Below are 18,554 nucleotides of genomic sequence, written 5' to 3' on the forward strand. Positions count from 1 at the left end.
CCCGACGGCGGGACCTGGCCAGGAATTGCGGCCCGCCCCGGGAGCCGCACAAGTCCTCCACGCTAAAGGAGGCTGCGCAGCACGTAGGCGGCGCCGTCGTCATACACCGAGTGGGTGACCTCGTCAGCTGCCTCGATCACTTCCGCCGGAGCCTGGCCCATGGCAACTCCCCGCCCGGCCCAGGTCAGCATCTCGATATCGTTCCGTCCGTCGCCGACTGCCACCGTGAGGTGGGGTTCGATGCCGAGCCGGCCGCGCAGGTTTTCCAGGGCGCTGGCCTTGGTAACCCCCGCCGCAGCGATATCCAGCCATGCCGTCCAGCCCACCGAGTAGGTGACACCGGCGAGGCCTACGTGCTCAATGGCCTCGTTGAACTCTTCGGGCGTGTTTTCGGTGCTGAAGACCACCACGCGCACGGCGGTTGCTTCGAGCATGGTGTGGAAATCAACGCCCACAGCCTCCACACCAAAACTCGGGTCCTGGAAGCGTTCGGTGGACAGGAAGTTGCCGTCCTCGTCCTCCAGGGCATATTTGGCGGACGGAAGCCGCTCGCGGAGGGCGCGGAGGGCGGGAGCCGGATCGAAGGTGGCCTTGTGGATGACCTCGTAGCCGTTATCCAGTTCGGGGTGCAGCCGCAGGGTCACGCCGCCGTTGCAGCACACGGCGTAACCGCGGTCAATGCCGATATTTTCAATGATGGGCAGCATGGCGTTGAGCGAGCGGCCGGTGGCGATCATGACCTCGTGGCCGGCGGCTACTACTGCCTGCGCCGCTTCACGAACGGCCGGGGACATGTGCCCGTCGTGGTCCACCAGGGTGCCGTCCACGTCCAGGGCGACCATCAGCTTTTGGTCTACGTTGTTGTTTTCGTTGTCTCGCCGGTCATCGTTGCCGGCGACTGAGGTTTCAGTCAGCGTTGTCATCCATCAAGTAGAGCAGAAACCCCCAAAAAATCGCTAGGACGCGCGCCACAGAGTTATTGAACAGTTGGTTAATACCCACAGGTTGTCCACGCTGCGGGTCTTAACCTCCGCCATGGGATCTCTCTGCTCCTGGGATTGTTCGCGAAACCGAACCTTCAAGGCGCGGATTCGCGAACTGGCCTCTGATCTGTGGGCGAAGCCCGGCGGCAAGGAGCTTCCGTTTCAGCCGCTCCGGGTTCTCCACAGCCGCCCAGCCCCAACGCACGAAACGAAGGCCAAGCGCCCGGGTGCGGTCGTCGCGGAGCTTTTCCCGGTACACGGCTTCCTCCGCCGAGGCCTCACCGCGAACGGCGGCCTCGACGTACTTTGCCTTTCCATCGAACTCCCCCGCAACCCGATTCCGCGGCCACCAGCAATCAGCCCTGCCGATGAACCCGTCGGCGTCGCGGAAGACCTGCTGGAGGACCGGTTGCTCGAAGCCGAGAAATTCAAAGGCTGCCCGGCTGTAGGACTCACCAACGGACTCCGCCAGCGGGCTTGCCAGCGCTGCCACCCGTTCGGCACGGCGCTTCGCGGAGGAGTGGGGATAAGACGAAATGCCCGCCACGATCCGGGGCAAGGACCGCAGACTGGCGTCCGCAGGCAGCGTTCCCTGGCGATGCAACATCCGCGCCAATCCGTCTGCGACCACCAAAGCCTGGCCAAGGTTGCCACCAACCATCAGGTCAAGGCCGGTTTGAACAGGACTGGTGCACCGGAACTCCCCACGAACCACTGTTTCAATGGCGGGCTTCAGGCAGTAACGGAGGGGATACGACCTCAACTCCCGGACCTGTCGGGAAGTCGCATCCTCACCGAGGACTGTCAGGGGCGACCGCCGCACTCCGCTTCGCCCGGGAAGCGTTGTGGCCAGTTCCACGCACGCCGGCGTCCGCAGCGTGGGCAATCCGTTGGCCAGCGCTGCGGTCTCGCCACACAACACCGCACCTTTCACCGACCTGGACACGGCCGCCGTCGTCCACGCAAACCGCTCTGAAGGCCGGGCACTAAGCCAGTCCTTCGTCCGGACGTAGAAACCGCGGCGGATCCGGACCAGCTGTCCTGCCCGGAACTCCCTGTGAATGGCGTCTGTAGTCCCCTGCATGCGCAAGACGGCAGCGGAATCGATGAGCCCGGGCAAGATTTCCATGCCACAAGGCTGACGGGAAGCCATCCTGAAGTCAGTACCCGGGCCGGCTTATGTGGACAAGCGTGCGGGCAGGAGCCCGGACTCAGCAAGGTTCAGAAGCTTGTTCCCGGATCCGAACCTTCAAGATTCGGATCCGCGAACAAGCTTAGGACCGGTTGGGAAACCTACAGCCGAGGGCCAGCCCTGGCGGGAAACCTACAGGACCGGGAGGACCTCGAGCCCGCCCAGGTACTTCTGCATCGCCTTGGGGACGTTGACCGAGCCGTCGGCGTTCTGGTGGTGCTCCAGGAGCGCCACGATCCAGCGAGTGGTGGCCAGTGTTCCGTTCAGGGTGGCCACAGCCCGGGTGCCCTTGGTGACACCCTCGGAGTTCACTGCCCGTTCGCGGATGTTCAGGCGGCGCGCCTGGAAGGTGGTGCAGTTGGACGTGGAGGTCAGCTCGCGGTACGCGCCCTGGGTGGGAACCCACGCTTCGCAGTCGTACTTGCGGGCTGCGGACGTGCCGAGGTCGCCGGCAGCCGTATCAATAACCCGGTACGGCAGCTCGCACTTGGCCAGCATCTCCTCTTCCCAGGCCAGGAGGCGCTGGTGCTCGGCCGCAGCCTCTTCAACGGTGGTGTAGATAAACATTTCCACCTTGTTGAACTGGTGCACCCGGATGATGCCGCGGGTGTCCTTGCCGTGCGAGCCGGCCTCCCGGCGGTAGCACGAGCTCTGGCCTGCGTACCGGATGGGACCGGCAGAGAAGTCCAGGATCTCGTCCGCGTGGTACCCGGCCAGCGCCACCTCGGAGGTGCCCACCAGGTAAAGGTCGTCTTCGGCGAGACGGTAGATCTCGGCGTCGTGCTTGACGTCAAAGCCCGTACCCTGCATGGTCTCCGGACGCACCAGCGTCGGGGTGATCATGGGGATGAAACCGGCTTCGATGGCCTGGTCCATGGCCATCTGCAGCAGCGCCATCTCCAGCCGCGCACCCACGCCGCGGAGGAAGTAGAAGCGTGCACCGGACACCTTGGCGCCGCGCTCCATGTCGATGGCACCGATCAGCTCGCCGATTTCCAGGTGGTCGCGGGGCTCGAAGTCGGGGAACTCGCGGGGCGTGCCCACGGTCTTGACCACCACGTAATCGTCCTCGCCGCCTTCGGGCACACCGTCCTCGATGAGGTTGGGGATGGTGCGCAGGAGTTCCTCCTGCTTGGTCTGAGCGGCATCGGCTTCAGCGGAGGCTGCCTTCACCGAGTTGGCGAGCTCCTTGACCTCGGCCAGCAGGGCCTTCTTCTCGTCGCCCTTGGCCTGGGCCACCTTCTTGCCGAAGGCGTTCTGCTCCGCCCGGAGGTTCTCGAAGCGGATCAGCGCCGCGCGGCGTGCGGAGTCGGCGGAAATGATCGCGTCCACCACCGATTCGTCCGCGCCGCGGGCGCGCTGGCTGGCTCGGAACTTCTCCGGGTTTTCGCTGAGGTCTTTTACGTCGATCACCACATAAGGGTATCCAATCCGGCGGAGTACGACGGCGGCCGGCCAGTATGCCCGAAAGCCCACCTCCCGCCGGGATACTGTTGAGGAACCATGAGCGACCTGATTCTCTACCTGCTGATAGCGGTGGCGCTTGCCTTCGCCATCTCCAGCTGGTGGGGAGTCCGCAGGCTCAAGGCCCTGCACGTGCGCAGCGCAGTGGCCGGCGAAACACACGAGGCCGGCCTCAGCCAGCAGCGCGTGGCGGTAATACTGAACCCCATCAAGGCCCGCTCCCCCGAAGCGAGAAGTACCATCCAGCGCGCCTGCCTCACGGCCGGCTGGGACGAGCCTGTCTTTTACGAGACAACGGCGGAGGATCCAGGCTTCTCGCAGGTGCGGGCAGCGTTGGCGGACAAGCCCGACGTCGTCCTGGTGGGCGGCGGCGACGGTACTGTGCGGGTGGTGGCTGAGTCCCTCGCAGGCACGGGTGTGGCGATGGGCCTGATCCCGTTGGGTACCGGGAACCTGCTGGCGCGGAATGTGGACCTGGACGTCTACGACCTCCACGGCAACGTCCAGATTGCTCTCTTCGGCCACCAGCGCTACATCGACACCGCCCGGATGGGCATTGAGAACTCCCGGACCGGGCATTCCTCCGAACACGTATTCCTGGTGATCGCGGGACTCGGCATGGATGCTGAGGTGCTGGCCGATACCAACGCCGGCCTGAAGAAGACCTTCGGGTGGCTGGCGTATACGGAGGCGGGAATGCGCCACCTGCCCGGCCGTCGGAAGAGAATCTCCATTTCCCTGGACGGCAGCCCGGACCAGATCCGCAATGTCCGCAGCATCCTCTTTGCCAACTGCGGCCTGGTTCCGGGCGGCATCGATTTCATCCCGCAGGCCATGATCGACGACGGCATGCTGGACGTGGTGGTGATGAGTCCCCGCAGTGCCATTGGCTGGCTGCTGATGTACGTCAAGATCATGTTCAAGCACAGCGGGAAGCTGCCCATTATGACCGTCTACCGGTCCGGCAGAATCATCATCAAGTGCCCGGAACCAATGCCCACCCAGCTCGACGGGGACACGGCAGGCGAGGCCACCAAGGTCACGGTCCAGGTGGAACCGCGCTCATTGTTGATCAGGGTTAAGGGTCAGGCGTCACTGGGCTGAACCAGCGGCTGAAGCAGCCACTGAACCAGCGGGTCAGGCGTGGGCTTCCTTGTTCGCCTCTGCTGCGGCTTTAGCGGCGGCGCGGGCCTCGGACTGCTCACGGATCATGGCCTGTTCCTCTTCGAAGCGCAGGCGGTCAGCACGGTCAGCGTCGTCGCCGTCCCAGTCCTGGTTGTCGGCAGTGGGACGGGGATTGACGATCATTCCCTGGCCATCATTGTCAGTGCTGTTGCTAGTCATGACCCGCTCCCTTCGTTAGGGGCCATCCCCATTGTGGATCAAGCAAGCATACGCATTGTCCACAGCCCGCGGAAGTGGTAAAGAAGGCAATTGCCTACGCTGTGGGCGAAGCGGCGGAACCGTTTTCCGTGCGCGCAGGTTCCGGCTTCAGCCCTGACACCCATGCCCGCGCCGCCCGGAACGCCGCGTCCGAGGTGTGCGGTTCCACCACTGTCTCCTGCTGGTCCGCCCTCGAATACGAGCCGAGGAACCGGGTGGCCGGGCTGATGCGGTGGAGTCCGGCCAGGGCATCAGCCAGCCGCGCGTCACCGAGGTGGCCATCGGCGTCGATGCTGAAGAAGTAGTGGCCGAGGTACTGGCCGGTGGGGCGGGACTCGATCCGGCTGAGGTTCACGCCACGGCTCGCGAACTGGTCCAGGATCTCCATCAGGGCGCCCGGGCGGTCTTCGGGCAGCGGCACCACAACCGTCGTCTTGTCCGCGCCAGTGCGCTGGGGCAGGCTGCCCGGACTGCTGACCAGGATGAACCGTGTTACCGCATCCGGATTATCACCGATGTCCCGGGCGAGCGCGGAGAGCCCGGGCTGTTCCTCGGCCACCAGCGGGGCGCAGATCGCGGCGTCATAGGGGCAGTCCTCGGCCAGCAGCCCCACGGCAGCCGCAGCGGTGGAGGATCCTGGAACGTATTCCGCCTCAGGAAGATGGCCGTCCATCCACAGCCGGCACTGCGCCCAGGCATGGCCGTGTGTAGACACCCGCCGGATATCCTGCAGCCGCACGCCGGGCCGGGTCACCAGGACAAAGCTGATGGGCACCAGGACTTCGCGGATGATCCGCAGTTCCTGCCCGGTGGCAATGGCGTCAAGGGTGGCGGTGACACCGCCCTCCACGGAATTTTCGATCGGCACCATGGCGGCGTCGGCGGAACCTTCGCGTACTTTGTCCAGTGCGGCGTTGACGTTCGACGCCGGCACGCGCCTCGCGTGGGCAGCACCCGGCACCTGCAGCAGCGCGGCCTCCGTGAACGTGCCTTCGGGCCCAAGGAAAGCGTAGGTGACGCGGGACGCAGGCATAGGTATTCCTTTTGAAGCATATGAGCCGCCTGGGAAGCATATGAGCGCCCTGGACAGGCGGCGGAAGGGCGGGGACGCGCGCGGACGCTAGAGCACCATGGGCTTCAACCCGTTATCCGAGACCAGGGGCTTTCCGGCTTCCAGCCACTGGTCCATGCCGCCCGAGACATTGATGGCGGTGTAGCCTTGGCCGGTCAGCCACTGCGCGGCACGGAAGGACCGGCCGCCGGTCCGGCAAATGACGTAAAGATCCTGGTCCGGATCGAGTTCATCGAGCCGGGCAGGCAACTGGTCCAGGGGAATGTGGAGGGCGCCATCGGCATGGCCGGCCACCCATTCGTAGTCCTCACGGACATCAAGGACCGCGGCGTCGTCGGGGATGTCATTGACGGGGACGGAATCGAAATCGCTCATGGGAGTCCTGTCTGGCAGATCGTAGGTCAGCTTTAAGCCTAGTACCCTGTCCTAAGTCATGAGCCGGCCCCGCAACCAGGGCGGTTTCCTCCCGCCAGCACTGTCCCGGCCACAAGCAGCGCCCTGACTCCGGTCCCGCTTGCGCCGGCCCGCACCCTTGCCCGTGCGGAAGGGCCGCGGGTTAGGCTTTTGGGACCACCTTGTAGCAAGAACCCTGGGAGGATCCTTGCCGGCAGACCACCCCGCCGCTTCCACCCGCGCGGCCCTGGAGTCCGTGGAGCTGCGCGGGGATCCCTTGGAACCGGGGCACTTTGGCTGAGCTCCACGAATTTTCCGCCGTCGCGCTCCGGGACAGCCTCCGCACAGGAGAGGTTTCCTCAGCAGAGGCTACAGCCCATTTCCTGGCCCGGATTGAAGAGCAGAATCCCCTGCTGGGCGCGTTTGTCACGGTGACGGCCGAGCAAGCGATGAACAGTGCCCGCGCCGCCGACTCGCTGCACGCCCGAGCCCCTCAGGACGAGCTCCCGCTCCTGCACGGCATGCCCCTGGCTTTCAAGGACCTCACCGACGTTGCCGGCGTGGTGACCACCCACGGCAGCGCGGCCCTGGACCACAAACCCGCTGTCACTGACGGCCCCCTGGTGGCGCTGCTCAAGGAGACGGGCGTGATCTCCCTGGGCAAGACCCAGGTGCCCGAATTTGGGTTGACGGCTTACAGCGAAAACCGTGTGGCGCCGCCGTCGCGCAATCCCCACGCCCTGAGCAGGAGCTCGGGAGGATCTTCCGGCGGCAGCGCGGCGGCCGTGGCCGCCGGGCTGCTTCCCTTCGCGCCTGGCACGGACGGCGGCGGTTCCATCCGGATCCCTGCCGCGGCGTGCGGCCTCGTGGGGCTTAAACCGGGACGCGGGCTGGTGCCCGCCGGGGAAAGCCTGGGCGACCCTGCCCGGTTGGTGGTGGCCGGCCCCCTGGCGCGGAGCGCGGCTGATGCTGCACTGATGATGGATGCGCTGGTCCCGGCCGGGTCCGCGGAAGGCAGCTACCTTGCGTCGGTGGAACAGGAGCCGAGGCGGCTCCGGATCGGCATCACGCTGGACAGCCCCTGGCAGGGGACCTTCCCGTTCACTCCCGACCAGGAGTCGCTGGACGCACTCCGTGCGGGGGAAAAACTCCTGGAAGGCGCCGGCCATTCGCTCAGTGAGGCAGCCGTCCGTTACGACAACCGGTATCCCGATGCGTTCACTACCGCCTGGACGGCGGCAGTGGGTGCGGCGCGGATCAGCCCGCACCGCGAGGCCTTGCTGGCGCCACTCACCCGGACCTTCCGCCGCAGGGCCCAACAGCGAAGTCCTGCCAAGCTGAACGAGGCCCTGGCCTTCCTGCGGCAGTTTGAGCGGGACACGGTGTCGCAGTACGCACAGTGGGACCTGCTGCTGATGCCGGCACTGGCCCAGACGCCACGCCCCGTGGGCTGGTTCACGGGAACGGCGCACGGCAACACCCCTTGGCCGGCAGCACAGTGGTTCGGGGATGCCGACGGCGACTACCGGAAACAGTGCGAATTCGCGCCCTGGTCCTCGATGGTTAACGTGTGCGGCCTGCCGGCCATCAGTGTTCCTGTCCACTGGACCGGTGGCGTACCCGGCGAAGGGCTGCCGATGGGGATTCAACTGGTGGGACCCTCAGGCTCTGAGACGCTCCTGCTGCAGGTGGCCCGGCAACTGGGCTTCTAACGCTCCCCCGCTTCCATGCCTGGGGTGTTGACCTGGATCTAACGCGTGCTTCATCCGCCTGTAACCCCGGGGAAGCAGACTGGGCAGGACCAGACGGCTTCCCGTTTCGGGATGTGCCATCACTCGAAGGGGAAGTTGCCGCAATGAATGCAGAATCCTCCACCACAGCAAGCAGCGGCACAGCGCAGCCGGCGGGTGACAGGCCGGACCTCAGCAACGCCAATGTGAGGGAGGACCTGGCCACCACGGGGCGGTGCGCCGTGGTGCACCTGCCCAGCGGCTGGACCTGCCTGCTGCCGCTCCGCCACCAGGGGCCTTGCCAGTTCCATCAGCCCCAGGAGGCCGAGGACGTACTGTCCGGTGGCCATTGACCAGGCCTTCGCGCCCTCGGGTCCATTGCCAGTTTCCGCTTAGTCAAGACGCACTGTCCGTACCTCGACTCCGGGGGCGAACAGGAGGACCATTAAAGGGCAGTCACTATGAGGAGGCCTGTAATGTGCTATTCATCCAGCAAGGACTTCGGGTGGGGCATCAGGAAAGAAACTGAACGCCGGCCCGAGGCAAAGCAGGAAACCCCGGCGGAAACTCCGGAGAAGCCGGTCAAGGCGCAGGACTTTACGTTCTGGGCATTCCCCAACTGGCGCAGGACGCCAGCTCCGCGCACTCCCTCGGCTGAAAAGAGCAAAGAGAGGGTCTGACGCCTTGACGGTGCGGTAACACGGAAGGGCCTCCCGCTGGAGCCCCTTCCGTTGTGTTTGCGAGGGGCGTGTTGGGGGGTGTGTTTGCGAGGGGCGTATTTGCAACGGTTGCCTTGCGATGGGCGGGTTTGCGGAGCATGGCGGGCTGCGGCAGCACGAATGTTTTGGCGGAAGGATCAGCACAGTGAACGGACTGTATGTGCATGCGGCCACCCTGTTGATGGAAGGCGCTGCCGATCCTGCTGCTCCGGGTGCCGCCATCACTACCGCCTTATGCGGGAACTGGGAACACCCGCCCCCTTGCCCGCTGGCCGCGCACCACACCGGTTGGTCCCGGGACGGGGGCAGCGTTTTGCTGCGGATCGTCTTCGCCACCGCGCCCGCTTCCGAACCCGACGTGCGGGGGCTCATCCACAGCGCCCTGGCATCCGGCGCGTTCGACAAACCTGACGGCACCGTCTCCAGCTGGAGGCTCCTCGCAAGCGGTCCGGCGGAACTGAGCGCCCAGGAACTGGAGCACGCTGAACGTATCTCCGGAACCTAGCACTGGTTTCGCGAACCGGGATTGCCGGAACCTGAATTGCCGAAGCCGGCCCAGGCAATGCGGGGACGGGAGCGCTGGCGGTAGCGGCAGGAGCCGCCATGAACGCGAGGTGCTTCATCTAAAGCGGCCTGCACCCCCGGCTGTCGCTGACTGGCCATCCCGTTGTGCTGTTCCGCGGACTCCTATTAGGGTAGGACCATAAGTATGCTTAGTATCAGTCCATAGGAGTCCTGGGAAGGGAACCAGCATGAGCACCGGAAACTACCCGCCAGCCGGACAGCCGGAGTCCGCTGGACATTCCGTGGAGCCCAACCCGCCTGCCGAAACGCCCGCGCACCTGGATGGCACCGCACCCGGCTACGGCACAGCCGCGGGCACCGACGGCGCCCAGGCACCGGATTCAACGCCGACGACCACACCACCGCCCGCCCGCGCTGCCGCCGACCGCCCCCAGGTGACCCGCGCCGGCGTGGTGTGGGCCGCCGTCGTGGCAGCGCTGGTACTCCTGATCCTGCTGATCATCTTCATCCTGCAGAACCAGGACCTGGTGCTTGTCCGGTACTTCGGGTTTGAGGGTTCCGTCCCGTTGGGGATGGCCCTGTTTATTGCCAGCGTGTCCGGCGCCGTAGTGGTTGCCGTTGCCGGCGGTGCCCGGATTCTTCAACTCCGCAGGAACGCCCACCGCGCCCGCGCCGCCCAACGCAGGTAAGAAACCAAGGCGCTCGCGTGCCGGCACCTGGCGCCGGCGCGGCAGGCAACCCTGCCGCGTGACCGGCCAGCCCAAGTGGCGGAGCCGCCCAGATGAGCAGGCCCTGTCCAGACGAGCCGGCGCCAGCCAAATTACCTACCCGTCCCCAGGCTCCGGTACTTCGCAGAGCGGGCCGCCACCAGCTCCGGCACGGGTGTTCCCGCCACGGATGCCAGCTCGTATTCGATAGCGAGTGCCATGCGGCGGCAGAACTCCTGGGGTTCCAGGGAGGCGTCGTCGCGTTCATCCACGATGTGATCCACCAGGCCGTTGGCGTAGAGTGACGCGACATTCACGCCCTGCGCCTCTGCCATGGCCGGAGCATGCGCAGTGGTCCGGTGGACGATGGCGCTGGCCCCTTCGGGCGGCAAGGGCGAAAGCCAGCTGTGCTGCGCCGCGATGGTCCGGTCCGCCGGAAGCAATGCCAGGGCTCCTCCGCCGGCGCCCTGGCCCAGCAGCACCGAAACGGACGGCGCTTCCAGCCCGATGAGCTCATGCAGCGAGCGCGCAATCTCGCCTGCCAGCCCGCCTTCTTCCGCTTCCTGCGAGAGGGCTGCGCCGGCGGTGTCGATGACAGTGAGCAGCGGCAGGCGCAGTTCCTCAGCCAGCTTCATGCCGCGCCGGGCCTCACGCAGCGACCCCGGCCCCATCCCGGCGGCGTCCCTGCGCAGCGGGCGGGCGTGGCCCAGGACGATGCAGGACTGCCCGCCAAACCGCGCAAGGGCCAAGAGGAGCCCGGGGTCCTTCTCCCCCTGCCCCGTTCCATTCAGGGGCAGGGCATCGGAGGCGCCGTATTTAAGGAGCTGCCGCAGGTCCGGCCGGCGGGGCTGCCGGGAAATGCTGATGGAGGTCCATGCGTCGATCGGAGCGGGCCGGACGGCAAGCGTGGGCGGCGGTTCCGGCAGCGGACCGCGGCGGGCGCAGAGGATGTCCAGCGCCCTGGCCACCAGGCAGGGAAGGCCCGCGGGCTCCACCACGCCGTCGATCAGGCCCTTGCTGAACAGGTTTTCCGCCACCTGGACGTTCTCCGGGAACGCTTCGCCGTGCAGGGCTTCGTACACCCGCGGGCCCAGGAAGCCCAGGAGTGAACCCGGTTCCGCCACGTTGATGTGGCCCAGGGTTCCCCAGGAGGCCATCACGCCACCGGTGGTTGGATGGCGGAGGTAGACCAGGTAAGGCAGGCCCGCCTGGCGGTGGGCGCGCACCGCACCGGTGATCTTCACCATGGACAGGAAGGCCAGCGTTCCCTCCTGCATCCGGGTGCCGCCGGACGCGGGCCCGGCCAGCAGCGGCAGTCCCTCGGCGGTGGCCCGTTCAATGGCGGCAACGATCCTTTGCGCGGCAGCATGGCCGATCGATCCCGCCAGGAACGAAAACTCACTGACGATCACCGCCACCCGTCGTCCACGAATGAGCCCGGCACCGGTGATGACGGATTCGTCAGTCCCGCTGCGCTCCCGCGCCTTGGCCAGGTCGCGGAAGTACTCCTCGGACAGCGCGGGCTCCTGCGCAGGCGAGTCCCAGGAGACAAAGGAGCCCTCGTCCACCACGGCTGCCAGCAGCTCGGCGGCATTCAGGTGCCGCACCTTTTCAACGGTGGGCATGTCAGGACACTCCCGCGGCAACAGTCGCCAGCCCCAGCCATTCACGGATGGCCGGCCCGTCCTCATCGAGCAGCGGCGGCGCGTCGTGCCCGGTGACGGTGGTTTCCGCAGCGTCACCCGGGGCAAAGAACCTCAGCGGCGGCCCGGGCAGGCTGACCTTGCCGAGCACGGGATGGTCCACATCCACCACGAGTCCCTGCGACGCCACCTGCTCCCACGCGTACACCTCATCAAGCGAGCGCACCTTCCCGGCCGGGATCCCGGCGTCGTTCAGTTTCTGCAGCAGCTCTGCTGCTCCATACTCAGCGAAGACGCGTTCGACGGCGGCAATCACCGCTGCGCGGTTCCGCACCCTTTCGGCGTTGCTGGCAAAGCCCGGCGCCGCCGGGTCCAGGTCGAAGGCTGCCGCAAACGAGGACCACAGCTTTTCGCTGCCGACGCTGATCTGCACGCTGCCGTCCTTGCAGTTGAACAGGCCGTAGGGGGCGATGGAGGGATGGTGGTTCCCCTGCGCTTCGGGGACTTCCCCCGCCACGGTGGTGCGGGTGCCCTGGAAGGCATGGACTCCGATCAGGGATGCCAGCAGGGAGGTGCGCACGACTTGTCCGCGCCCGGTCCGCTCGCGTTCAACCAGGGCCGCCAGTACTCCAAACGCACCGTTCATGCCCGCAAGCAGGTCCGCAATGGGGACACCCACGCGCTGGGGGTCGTCCGGGCCGGATCCGGTGAGCGACATCAGTCCCGCCTCGCCCTGGAGGATCTGGTCGTAACCGCTGCGCTGCGATTCCGGCCCGTCATGGCCGAAACCAGTGATCGAGAGGATCACCAGCCGGGGGTTCAGCTCGTGCATGGCCGCGGGCGGGAAGCCGAGCCGGTCCATCACGCCGGGACGGAAGTTTTCGATCACCACGTCGGCGCGCTCCAGCAGCCCCCGCAGGACCTCCTGCCCGTCGGCGCTTTTCAGGTTCAGGCTGATGGATTCCTTGTTGCGGTTGCAGGACATGAAGTAGGTGGACTGGAGGTCATCGGCGGGGCCAACGAACGGCGGACCCCAGCCGCGGGTATCGTCCCCGGTTCCCGGGTTCTCCACCTTGATGACGCGGGCACCGAGGTCCGCCAGCATCATGCCTGCATGCGGACCCGCCAAAGCGCGGCTCAGGTCGACTACAAGGTGGCCGGACAGTGGGCCCTGTGCATTATCAGTTCTGCTCATGTGCGGGTTCCTCTTCTCGAACAGGCGGGGAAGTTTGCGCGCGGCCGGTCAGCTACAGCCATCCGGGCACCACCAGTGCCAGCCACGCCAGGACAGGCCCGGCGACGATGACGATGCCGCTGTAGCCGAGGATCCTTTTGTAGAACCGGTCCTTGTCCACGCCTTCGGGGGCGTTGGCCAGAACCAGTGCGCCGTTAGTGGAGAAGGGCGAAACGTCCACGATGGTGGCGGAAACGGCGAGCGCGCAGATGACGCCAACAGCCCCTATTTCACCGGTGGAGAGGAACGGCACCGCGAGCGGGATGAGGGCTGCCAGGATGGCCGTGGAGGAAGCGAACGCGGAAACTACCGCACCGATGAAGCAGATGAGCAGGGCCGCCAGCAGCGGCATGCCCATGCCGGCCACGCCGTTGGAGACGAACTCGATGGTTCCGGCTTCCTCCAATACGCCCACGAACGTGAGCATGCCGCAGATCAGTAGCACAGTGGACCAGCTGATCTTGTTGATGGCGCCCTTCTGGGCTGCCGGTGAGACAAGCGCCAGCACGATGGCGATGGTGATGGATACGAACCCGACGTCCACCTTGAACCCGAGGGCGATGACGGCCAGTGCGACCAGGCCGGCGATGGTGACGAGCTGCGGAATCCGTTCGGAGCGCTCTTTGGTGGCCGCCAGGCCGTCGCCCGCGGGATCCCGGGGACCGTACATGCCGGAGCCGAAGCCCTTGAACGGCACGTCGGAGCCGGCCTTGGCTCCTACGCTGACGGCCATCCTGGCCTCGGCGGCCTGCTCGACGAAGTGCCCCACCTTGGAGGACAGCAGTCCGCGGCCGCCCAGGACAACAAAGAGGACCAGCGCGATGAGGAGGTTGAAGACGAAGCTGGACAGGAACAGCGCGGTGGGGCTGAAGGCCAGGTCGGTCTTGGCGAGGATGCCGTTCACCGTGACGCCGTAGACGGCGATGGGCGAGAAGCCGCCGGCCTGGGCGCCGTGGATCACCATCATGCCCATCAGCAGCGGGCTGATCTTGTACTTCCCGGCGAAGCGGAGCGCGATGGGGGCAATGATGGCGACGGCGGCCGGAGACAGTGCGCCCACGGCCGTGATGACTGCGGTGATGGCGAACATGACCCAGGGGATGAGCGCCACACGGCTTCCCACGAGCCGGACGGCGCCACGCACGAGGAGGTCGATGGTGCCGTTGTTCTGGGCAATGGCGAACAGGTAGGTGACGCCGACGATGGTCAGGAACAGGCCGCCGGGGAAGTTGGCGAGGATTTCGTTGGTGGACATGCCCAGCACCACGCTGCCGAGAAGGAACGCGCCGACGAAGGCGAGGGCACCCATGTTGAGGGGCAGGACGGTGGCAAGCAGGAACATCGCCGCCAGGATGATGATCGACAAGACAGGAGCGGACATCGTTGGTCCTCCGTTTGGGGAAAGAAGAATGTGACGTGAGTAACTGGCTCACTGGACTAGCCTCTTAGACAGTGAGTCTATCTGTCAATAGGAGGTGCCATGTATTCTGGGAGGACCTACGACGTAGACGAGGCTTTGTGGAGAAGACAGCACGGCTTGGACTGGAGCGGGTGGCCCGCCCCCGGCTGTACGAACAGCTGGTGGAGCAGATCCTCGCGTACATCGAATCTGCCCAGCTAGGACCGGGTGATTTGCTGCCCGCAGAACGTGACCTGGCCGAGCGCCTCGGCGTTTCCCGTGCCACCCTGGCCCAGGCCCTGGTGGCCCTTGAGGTGCTTGGAGTCATCGACGTCCAGCACGGAACCGGTGCCGTGCTGGCGCGGCGGCCCAGTGTTGCATCCGTGATCAAGGGGCTGCGTGAACACCGCAGCCGGCTCCCGGAAATCGTGGAGGCCCGCAGCACGCTGGAGGTGAAACTCGCCGCCCTCGCCGCCGCCCGGCGCACGGAGGATGACCTCGCGGCAATAGATCACGCCCTGGACATGATGTCCAAGGAGATCAACGACGGCGACCGCGGCACCCACGGCGACGAACTCTTCCACCAGGCCGTCACTGGCGCCGCCCATTCCAGCGTGCTGGCGCAGCTCATGGCGTTCATCGCCGAGATGATCCTTGAGACAAGGATGGAATCGCTCGGCCAGCCCGGCCGTCCCGAACAGTCCCTGGCTTCACACCGCAAGATCGCCGATGCCATCCGCGCGCAGGATCCGGAAGGGGCGGCCGAAGCCATGCTGGCGCATATCGAGCTCGTCTCGGATGTGGAGCTGCTCCGCTGACCGCCGCCTGGTAACGACACGCCCGAGTCCGGCACCCCTGTCTCCCATGCCAGACAGTGCCCCCGGATTTCCGGTTTTCATTGCCGGCCCAACCCGGTGTGATTGAACGAACGTTTATCACAAGGAGTTGGCCATGGCCGCAGCAAGCAGTGCCGTAGAGGCACGATCAATCGAAATGATTCCGCCGGGCGAGCGCCACGGCCACCCGCGGGGGCAGTTCACGCTCTGGTTCGGCGCCAACGCCCAAATCACCGCAATCGTTGACGGTGCTCTGGCGGTGGTTTTCGGCGCCGACGCCTTCTGGGCCATTGTGGGCCTGCTGGTGGGCAACGTGGTGGGCGGCGCTGTTATGGCCCTGCACTCGGCCCAGGGACCGAAGCTGGGCCTGCCCCAGATGATCTCCAGCCGGGCGCAGTTCGGCGTTTACGGGGCCGTGATCCCGCTGGCGCTGGTGATCCTGATGTATGTGGGGTTCGCCTCCACCGGAACCGTGCTTTCCGGCCAGGCCATCAACCTGATGCTGGGCGTGGATGTTCCCGCCGTCGGCATTCTCATCTTCGGCGCCGCGACGGCCCTGCTCGCGATCCTGGGCTACAAGTACATCCATGCCCTCGGACGCATCGCCACGGTGATGGGGCTGGCCGGCTTCCTCTACCTGACCGTCGCCGTCCTCACCAAGTTCGACGTCACCCAGGTGATGATGGTCAAAGGGTTCGAATGGCCGACGTTCCTGACCGCGATCGCCCTCGGCGCCGGCTGGCAGCTGACGTTCGGCCCGTACGTGGCCGACTACTCCCGCTACCTTCCCGCCGACACCTCCGAGCGCAAGACCTTCTGGTACACGTTCGCGGGATCCGTGGGCGGTGCGCAGTGGGCCATGACCTTGGGCGCACTCGCCGGCGGGCTCTCTGCCGCAAAACTGGGCGGCGACTTCCTGAAGAACCAGGTGGGCTATATGGGCGACCTGGCCGGCGGCGGCCTGATCGCGGTCTTTATCTACCTCGTGATCGTCACGGGCAAACTCACCGTCAACTGCCTGAACGCCTACGGTGCGTTTATGTGCGGCGTGACCATCAGCACAGCGGTCAACCGTAAGGACACGGTATCCAAGACGCTGCGGATCGTCTTTATCATCGCCGTCATCGGGGCCAGCGTCCTGATCGCGCTCCTTGCGAGCAAAGACTTCCTGAACCTGTTCAAGAACTTCGTCCTGCTGCTGCTGATGGTGTTCACGCCCTGGTCCGTGATCAACCTGGTGGACTACTACAAGATCTCCCGCGACCGGCTGGACATCCCGGCCCTCTACAATCCGGACGGCCGGTATGGCCGCTGGAACATGGCCGCGCTGGTGTCCTACGGGGTGGGCGTACTGGTCCAGATCCCGTTCCTCGCGCAGGCACTCTACACGGGACCGGTCACCAAATGGCTGGGCGGAGCGGACATCTCATGGCTTGTGGGCATCGCCGTCACCCTCGCCGTCTACTACCCCTGGGCAAAGGCCACCAACCGGGCACCGGCCGAATCCATCTATCCGGACAGTGCGTACCAGGACAGCCCTGCGGAGGACACCGTTCCGCTTGCAGCCGGCGGCAAAGCCTGAAGAACTAAAGATGCCCCATCACTTTTGGTCCCTAAAAGCGCATCTTAGGGACCAAAAGTGATGGGGCATCTGGAGGTTTAGAAGGTGTAGGAGGAACTGCTGGTGGAACTGGCGATGGCCAGGCCGATGATGGCCAGCAGCCAGAACGCACCATAGCCCAGCAGGCACAGGTATCCGAGCACCAGGCCGGTGATGGACATGCCCTTGCCGGATGGCTCCCGCTTAAGCGCCAGGTGGCCTGTGACGATTGCGGCGATCTGCGGCAGCAGGATGAAGCCCATGATCACCGAAGCAATGCCGCACACCATGCTGGCGATGCTGAGCGTCTTCGGTTCTGCCGGCATGCCGTAGTAGCCGGGCTGGGCGTAGGGGCCCTGTTGGCCGTAAGGGCCGGGCTGGGCGTAAGGGCCGGGCTGGTTGTAAGCAGTCAGCTGGTTGTAAGGGCTCGGCGGCTGGTTGTAAGCGGCGTACTGACCCTGACCTTCGTAGGGGTTCTGGCCGTAGCCGCCCTGGCCATAGTTTGCCCTGCCCATACTGATCCTGCCCATACTGCGGCCGGGATGTGGTTTCCGAGCCAAACGGCGGGGCGAACCGCGGTTCAAAGCCCGATGGCGCATTGCCGTCAGGGTGCTGGGATTCAGGCCGGTGGGCGGGCTGGTCAGTCAAAGTTTTCCCCCTGGAAGTTTTGCTTCCAGCCTACCGCCGCCAGCAGGTCAGCGTCCCAGGTAGGGCAGCACGTACACGGCGAAGATGACGAAGGCAGCAAGGAGGGCCAGCCTTCCGCCTCCTGTTGTCCCGCGCTGGCGGCCCTTGGCTTTGCGGCCGCCGGTGGCCGCCTTCGGGGGATTCCCTCGTACTGCGGAACTTCCTGACCCGGCGCGGCGTGACACTGTTCGGGCTGGCACAGGGCGCGGTACCGCCGTATCCGGACCGCCTGTAGCTGACGGGGCGGGTGGCGGATCCGCCGGCCTTACCACCGTTCCGGGCCGCACGCTCCGGAAGGCCGTGATGCCAGGCTCCTGCTCGTGCGTGAGTTGCTGTCCGAGGTGTGCGTAGAGCCCCACCACCGTCTGCTGGTCCAGGACCGGAGGCAAGGCTTCGATGGCGCCCACCACCCGCTGGGCTCCCACTACGGCAACATCCGAGTTGGTCACGCCGAAGAGGTCCGGCTGGGCCGCCATACAAATCAGGGGGCGCACGGTCCGGCGATGCGGCGGCGCCAGAACGGAGGCGACGGCGGCGCATTGGGCCAGTGCCCCTTCCACCGCCTGCGTGCGTGCGTACCGGCCCTGCCACAGCACGCCAGACGCGATCCTGACTTCGCCAGTCCAGTTCTTGGCGTCCACCACCACCACGCCGCCGGGCCCCACGAGGACATGGTCGAGGTTTGCTTTCGGCCGGCCAGGCCAGTGGACGTCATGCAGCACGTACCAGCCGCGGGGCACCAATTCGCTGAGTTTCTCCGCGACCACGCGCTCACCAGCGGCGCCCGCGTCCCAGGATTTGGTGTTGCGGTCAGCCTGGTCGAGCTGGCGCTTCAACCTGGCAACGCGTTCAGCCGCCAGCCTGGACTGCTCCGCTGCCCCGTCCCCTGCCCCCATGGCCGTCCCTGCTTCCCTGCCGCACATATGACGGCGGAAGGCCGCCGTCGTCCTTTTGCTCCCGGACATTCCGCCCGATTTTTCGAACGTA

20 protein-coding genes are annotated in these 18,554 nt (G+C 66.0%); 9 read left to right on the forward strand and 11 right to left on the reverse strand.

Annotated features, from left to right (window positions below; translation table 11 throughout):
• Nucleotides 1-62: 62 nt before the first annotated feature.
• Both QF038_RS19250 and QF038_RS19255 read right to left on the reverse strand, forming a co-directional pair.
• Nucleotides 63-923: an HAD family hydrolase gene (locus tag QF038_RS19250; RefSeq protein WP_307612332.1), complete on the reverse strand. Its 861-nt coding sequence runs from the start codon at nt 921-923 to the stop codon at nt 63-65.
• A 100-nt stretch (nt 924-1,023) separates the two neighbouring features.
• A complete protein-coding gene (locus tag QF038_RS19255) occupies nt 1,024-1,590 on the reverse strand; it encodes a hypothetical protein (protein WP_307612334.1) in 567 nt (188 codons plus the stop codon).
• 238 nt (nt 1,591-1,828) lie between these two features.
• On the opposite strand from QF038_RS19255, the gene QF038_RS19260 reads away from it, so the two are divergent.
• A complete protein-coding gene (locus tag QF038_RS19260; RefSeq protein WP_307612336.1) occupies nt 1,829-1,996 on the forward strand; it encodes a hypothetical protein in 168 nt (55 codons plus the stop codon).
• Nucleotides 1,997-2,307: 311 nt separating this feature from the next.
• Here the strand turns inward: QF038_RS19260 and serS are convergent, their stop codons facing one another.
• Nucleotides 2,308-3,588: a serine--tRNA ligase gene (gene serS / locus QF038_RS19265; protein ID WP_307612338.1), complete on the reverse strand. Its 1,281-nt coding sequence runs from the start codon at nt 3,586-3,588 to the stop codon at nt 2,308-2,310.
• Between the two features lie 90 nt (nt 3,589-3,678).
• Between serS and QF038_RS19270 the strand changes: the two genes are divergently transcribed.
• Nucleotides 3,679-4,743, forward strand: coding sequence for a diacylglycerol kinase family protein (locus QF038_RS19270; protein WP_307612340.1), 1,065 nt, complete (start codon nt 3,679-3,681; stop codon nt 4,741-4,743).
• Between the two features lie 33 nt (nt 4,744-4,776).
• Here the strand turns inward: QF038_RS19270 and QF038_RS19275 are convergent, their stop codons facing one another.
• The 3 genes from QF038_RS19275 to QF038_RS19285 form a co-directional block, all read right to left on the reverse strand.
• Entirely contained in the window at nt 4,777-4,983 is a 207-nt protein-coding gene (locus QF038_RS19275) for a hypothetical protein (protein WP_091420301.1), read from the reverse strand.
• Between the two features lie 94 nt (nt 4,984-5,077).
• Nucleotides 5,078-6,055, reverse strand: a complete 978-nt coding sequence (pheA, locus tag QF038_RS19280; protein WP_307612343.1) for a prephenate dehydratase — start codon at nt 6,053-6,055, stop codon at nt 5,078-5,080.
• An 87-nt stretch (nt 6,056-6,142) separates the two neighbouring features.
• A complete protein-coding gene (locus tag QF038_RS19285) occupies nt 6,143-6,469 on the reverse strand; it encodes a rhodanese-like domain-containing protein (protein ID WP_307612345.1) in 327 nt (108 codons plus the stop codon).
• A 311-nt stretch (nt 6,470-6,780) separates the two neighbouring features.
• Between QF038_RS19285 and QF038_RS19290 the strand changes: the two genes are divergently transcribed.
• The 5 genes from QF038_RS19290 to QF038_RS19310 all read left to right on the forward strand — a co-directional run bounded on the left by QF038_RS19290 (nt 6,781) and on the right by QF038_RS19310 (nt 10,150).
• Nucleotides 6,781-8,199: an amidase gene (locus QF038_RS19290; RefSeq protein ID WP_307612346.1), complete on the forward strand. Its 1,419-nt coding sequence runs from the start codon at nt 6,781-6,783 to the stop codon at nt 8,197-8,199.
• 143 nt (nt 8,200-8,342) lie between these two features.
• Nucleotides 8,343-8,570, forward strand: coding sequence for a hypothetical protein (locus QF038_RS19295; protein WP_307612348.1), 228 nt, complete (start codon nt 8,343-8,345; stop codon nt 8,568-8,570).
• A 123-nt stretch (nt 8,571-8,693) separates the two neighbouring features.
• Nucleotides 8,694-8,897, forward strand: a complete 204-nt coding sequence (locus QF038_RS19300; protein WP_307612350.1) for a hypothetical protein — start codon at nt 8,694-8,696, stop codon at nt 8,895-8,897.
• 184 nt (nt 8,898-9,081) lie between these two features.
• The gene (locus QF038_RS19305) at nt 9,082-9,441 is read left to right on the forward strand and encodes a hypothetical protein (protein WP_307612351.1); all 360 of its coding nucleotides are present in this window, start codon (nt 9,082-9,084) and stop codon (nt 9,439-9,441) included.
• A 247-nt stretch (nt 9,442-9,688) separates the two neighbouring features.
• The gene (locus QF038_RS19310; RefSeq protein ID WP_307612353.1) at nt 9,689-10,150 is read left to right on the forward strand and encodes a lipopolysaccharide assembly protein LapA domain-containing protein; all 462 of its coding nucleotides are present in this window, start codon (nt 9,689-9,691) and stop codon (nt 10,148-10,150) included.
• Nucleotides 10,151-10,281: 131 nt separating this feature from the next.
• Here QF038_RS19310 and QF038_RS19315 read toward each other — a convergent pair whose 3' ends face one another.
• The 3 genes from QF038_RS19315 to QF038_RS19325 are packed head-to-tail and all read right to left on the reverse strand — an operon-like array spanning nt 10,282 to nt 14,426.
• Nucleotides 10,282-11,793, reverse strand: coding sequence for a carboxyl transferase domain-containing protein (locus QF038_RS19315; protein ID WP_307612356.1), 1,512 nt, complete (start codon nt 11,791-11,793; stop codon nt 10,282-10,284).
• A gap of 1 nt (nt 11,794) precedes the next feature.
• Nucleotides 11,795-13,006, reverse strand: a complete 1,212-nt coding sequence (locus QF038_RS19320; protein ID WP_307612358.1) for a CaiB/BaiF CoA-transferase family protein — start codon at nt 13,004-13,006, stop codon at nt 11,795-11,797.
• Nucleotides 13,007-13,058: 52 nt separating this feature from the next.
• Nucleotides 13,059-14,426, reverse strand: a complete 1,368-nt coding sequence (locus QF038_RS19325; protein ID WP_307612359.1) for an SLC13 family permease — start codon at nt 14,424-14,426, stop codon at nt 13,059-13,061.
• A gap of 137 nt (nt 14,427-14,563) precedes the next feature.
• Here QF038_RS19325 and QF038_RS19330 point away from each other — a divergent pair, with 137 nt between their 5' ends.
• Nucleotides 14,564-15,262, forward strand: coding sequence for a FadR/GntR family transcriptional regulator (locus QF038_RS19330; RefSeq protein WP_307612361.1), 699 nt, complete (start codon nt 14,564-14,566; stop codon nt 15,260-15,262).
• A gap of 133 nt (nt 15,263-15,395) precedes the next feature.
• The gene (locus tag QF038_RS19335) at nt 15,396-16,862 is read left to right on the forward strand and encodes a cytosine permease (RefSeq protein ID WP_307612364.1); all 1,467 of its coding nucleotides are present in this window, start codon (nt 15,396-15,398) and stop codon (nt 16,860-16,862) included.
• A 77-nt stretch (nt 16,863-16,939) separates the two neighbouring features.
• Here the strand turns inward: QF038_RS19335 and QF038_RS19340 are convergent, their stop codons facing one another.
• Together QF038_RS19340 and QF038_RS19345 are read right to left on the reverse strand one after the other, a co-directional pair.
• The gene (locus QF038_RS19340; RefSeq protein WP_307612366.1) at nt 16,940-17,395 is read right to left on the reverse strand and encodes a DUF4190 domain-containing protein; all 456 of its coding nucleotides are present in this window, start codon (nt 17,393-17,395) and stop codon (nt 16,940-16,942) included.
• A 180-nt stretch (nt 17,396-17,575) separates the two neighbouring features.
• The gene (locus QF038_RS19345) at nt 17,576-18,463 is read right to left on the reverse strand and encodes a nuclease-related domain-containing protein (protein ID WP_373461663.1); all 888 of its coding nucleotides are present in this window, start codon (nt 18,461-18,463) and stop codon (nt 17,576-17,578) included.
• Between the last annotated feature and the right edge of the window lie 91 nt (nt 18,464-18,554).

The organism is Pseudarthrobacter sp. W1I19, from assembly GCF_030817835.1.
In the GTDB taxonomy this organism is placed as follows: domain Bacteria; phylum Actinomycetota; class Actinomycetes; order Actinomycetales; family Micrococcaceae; genus Arthrobacter.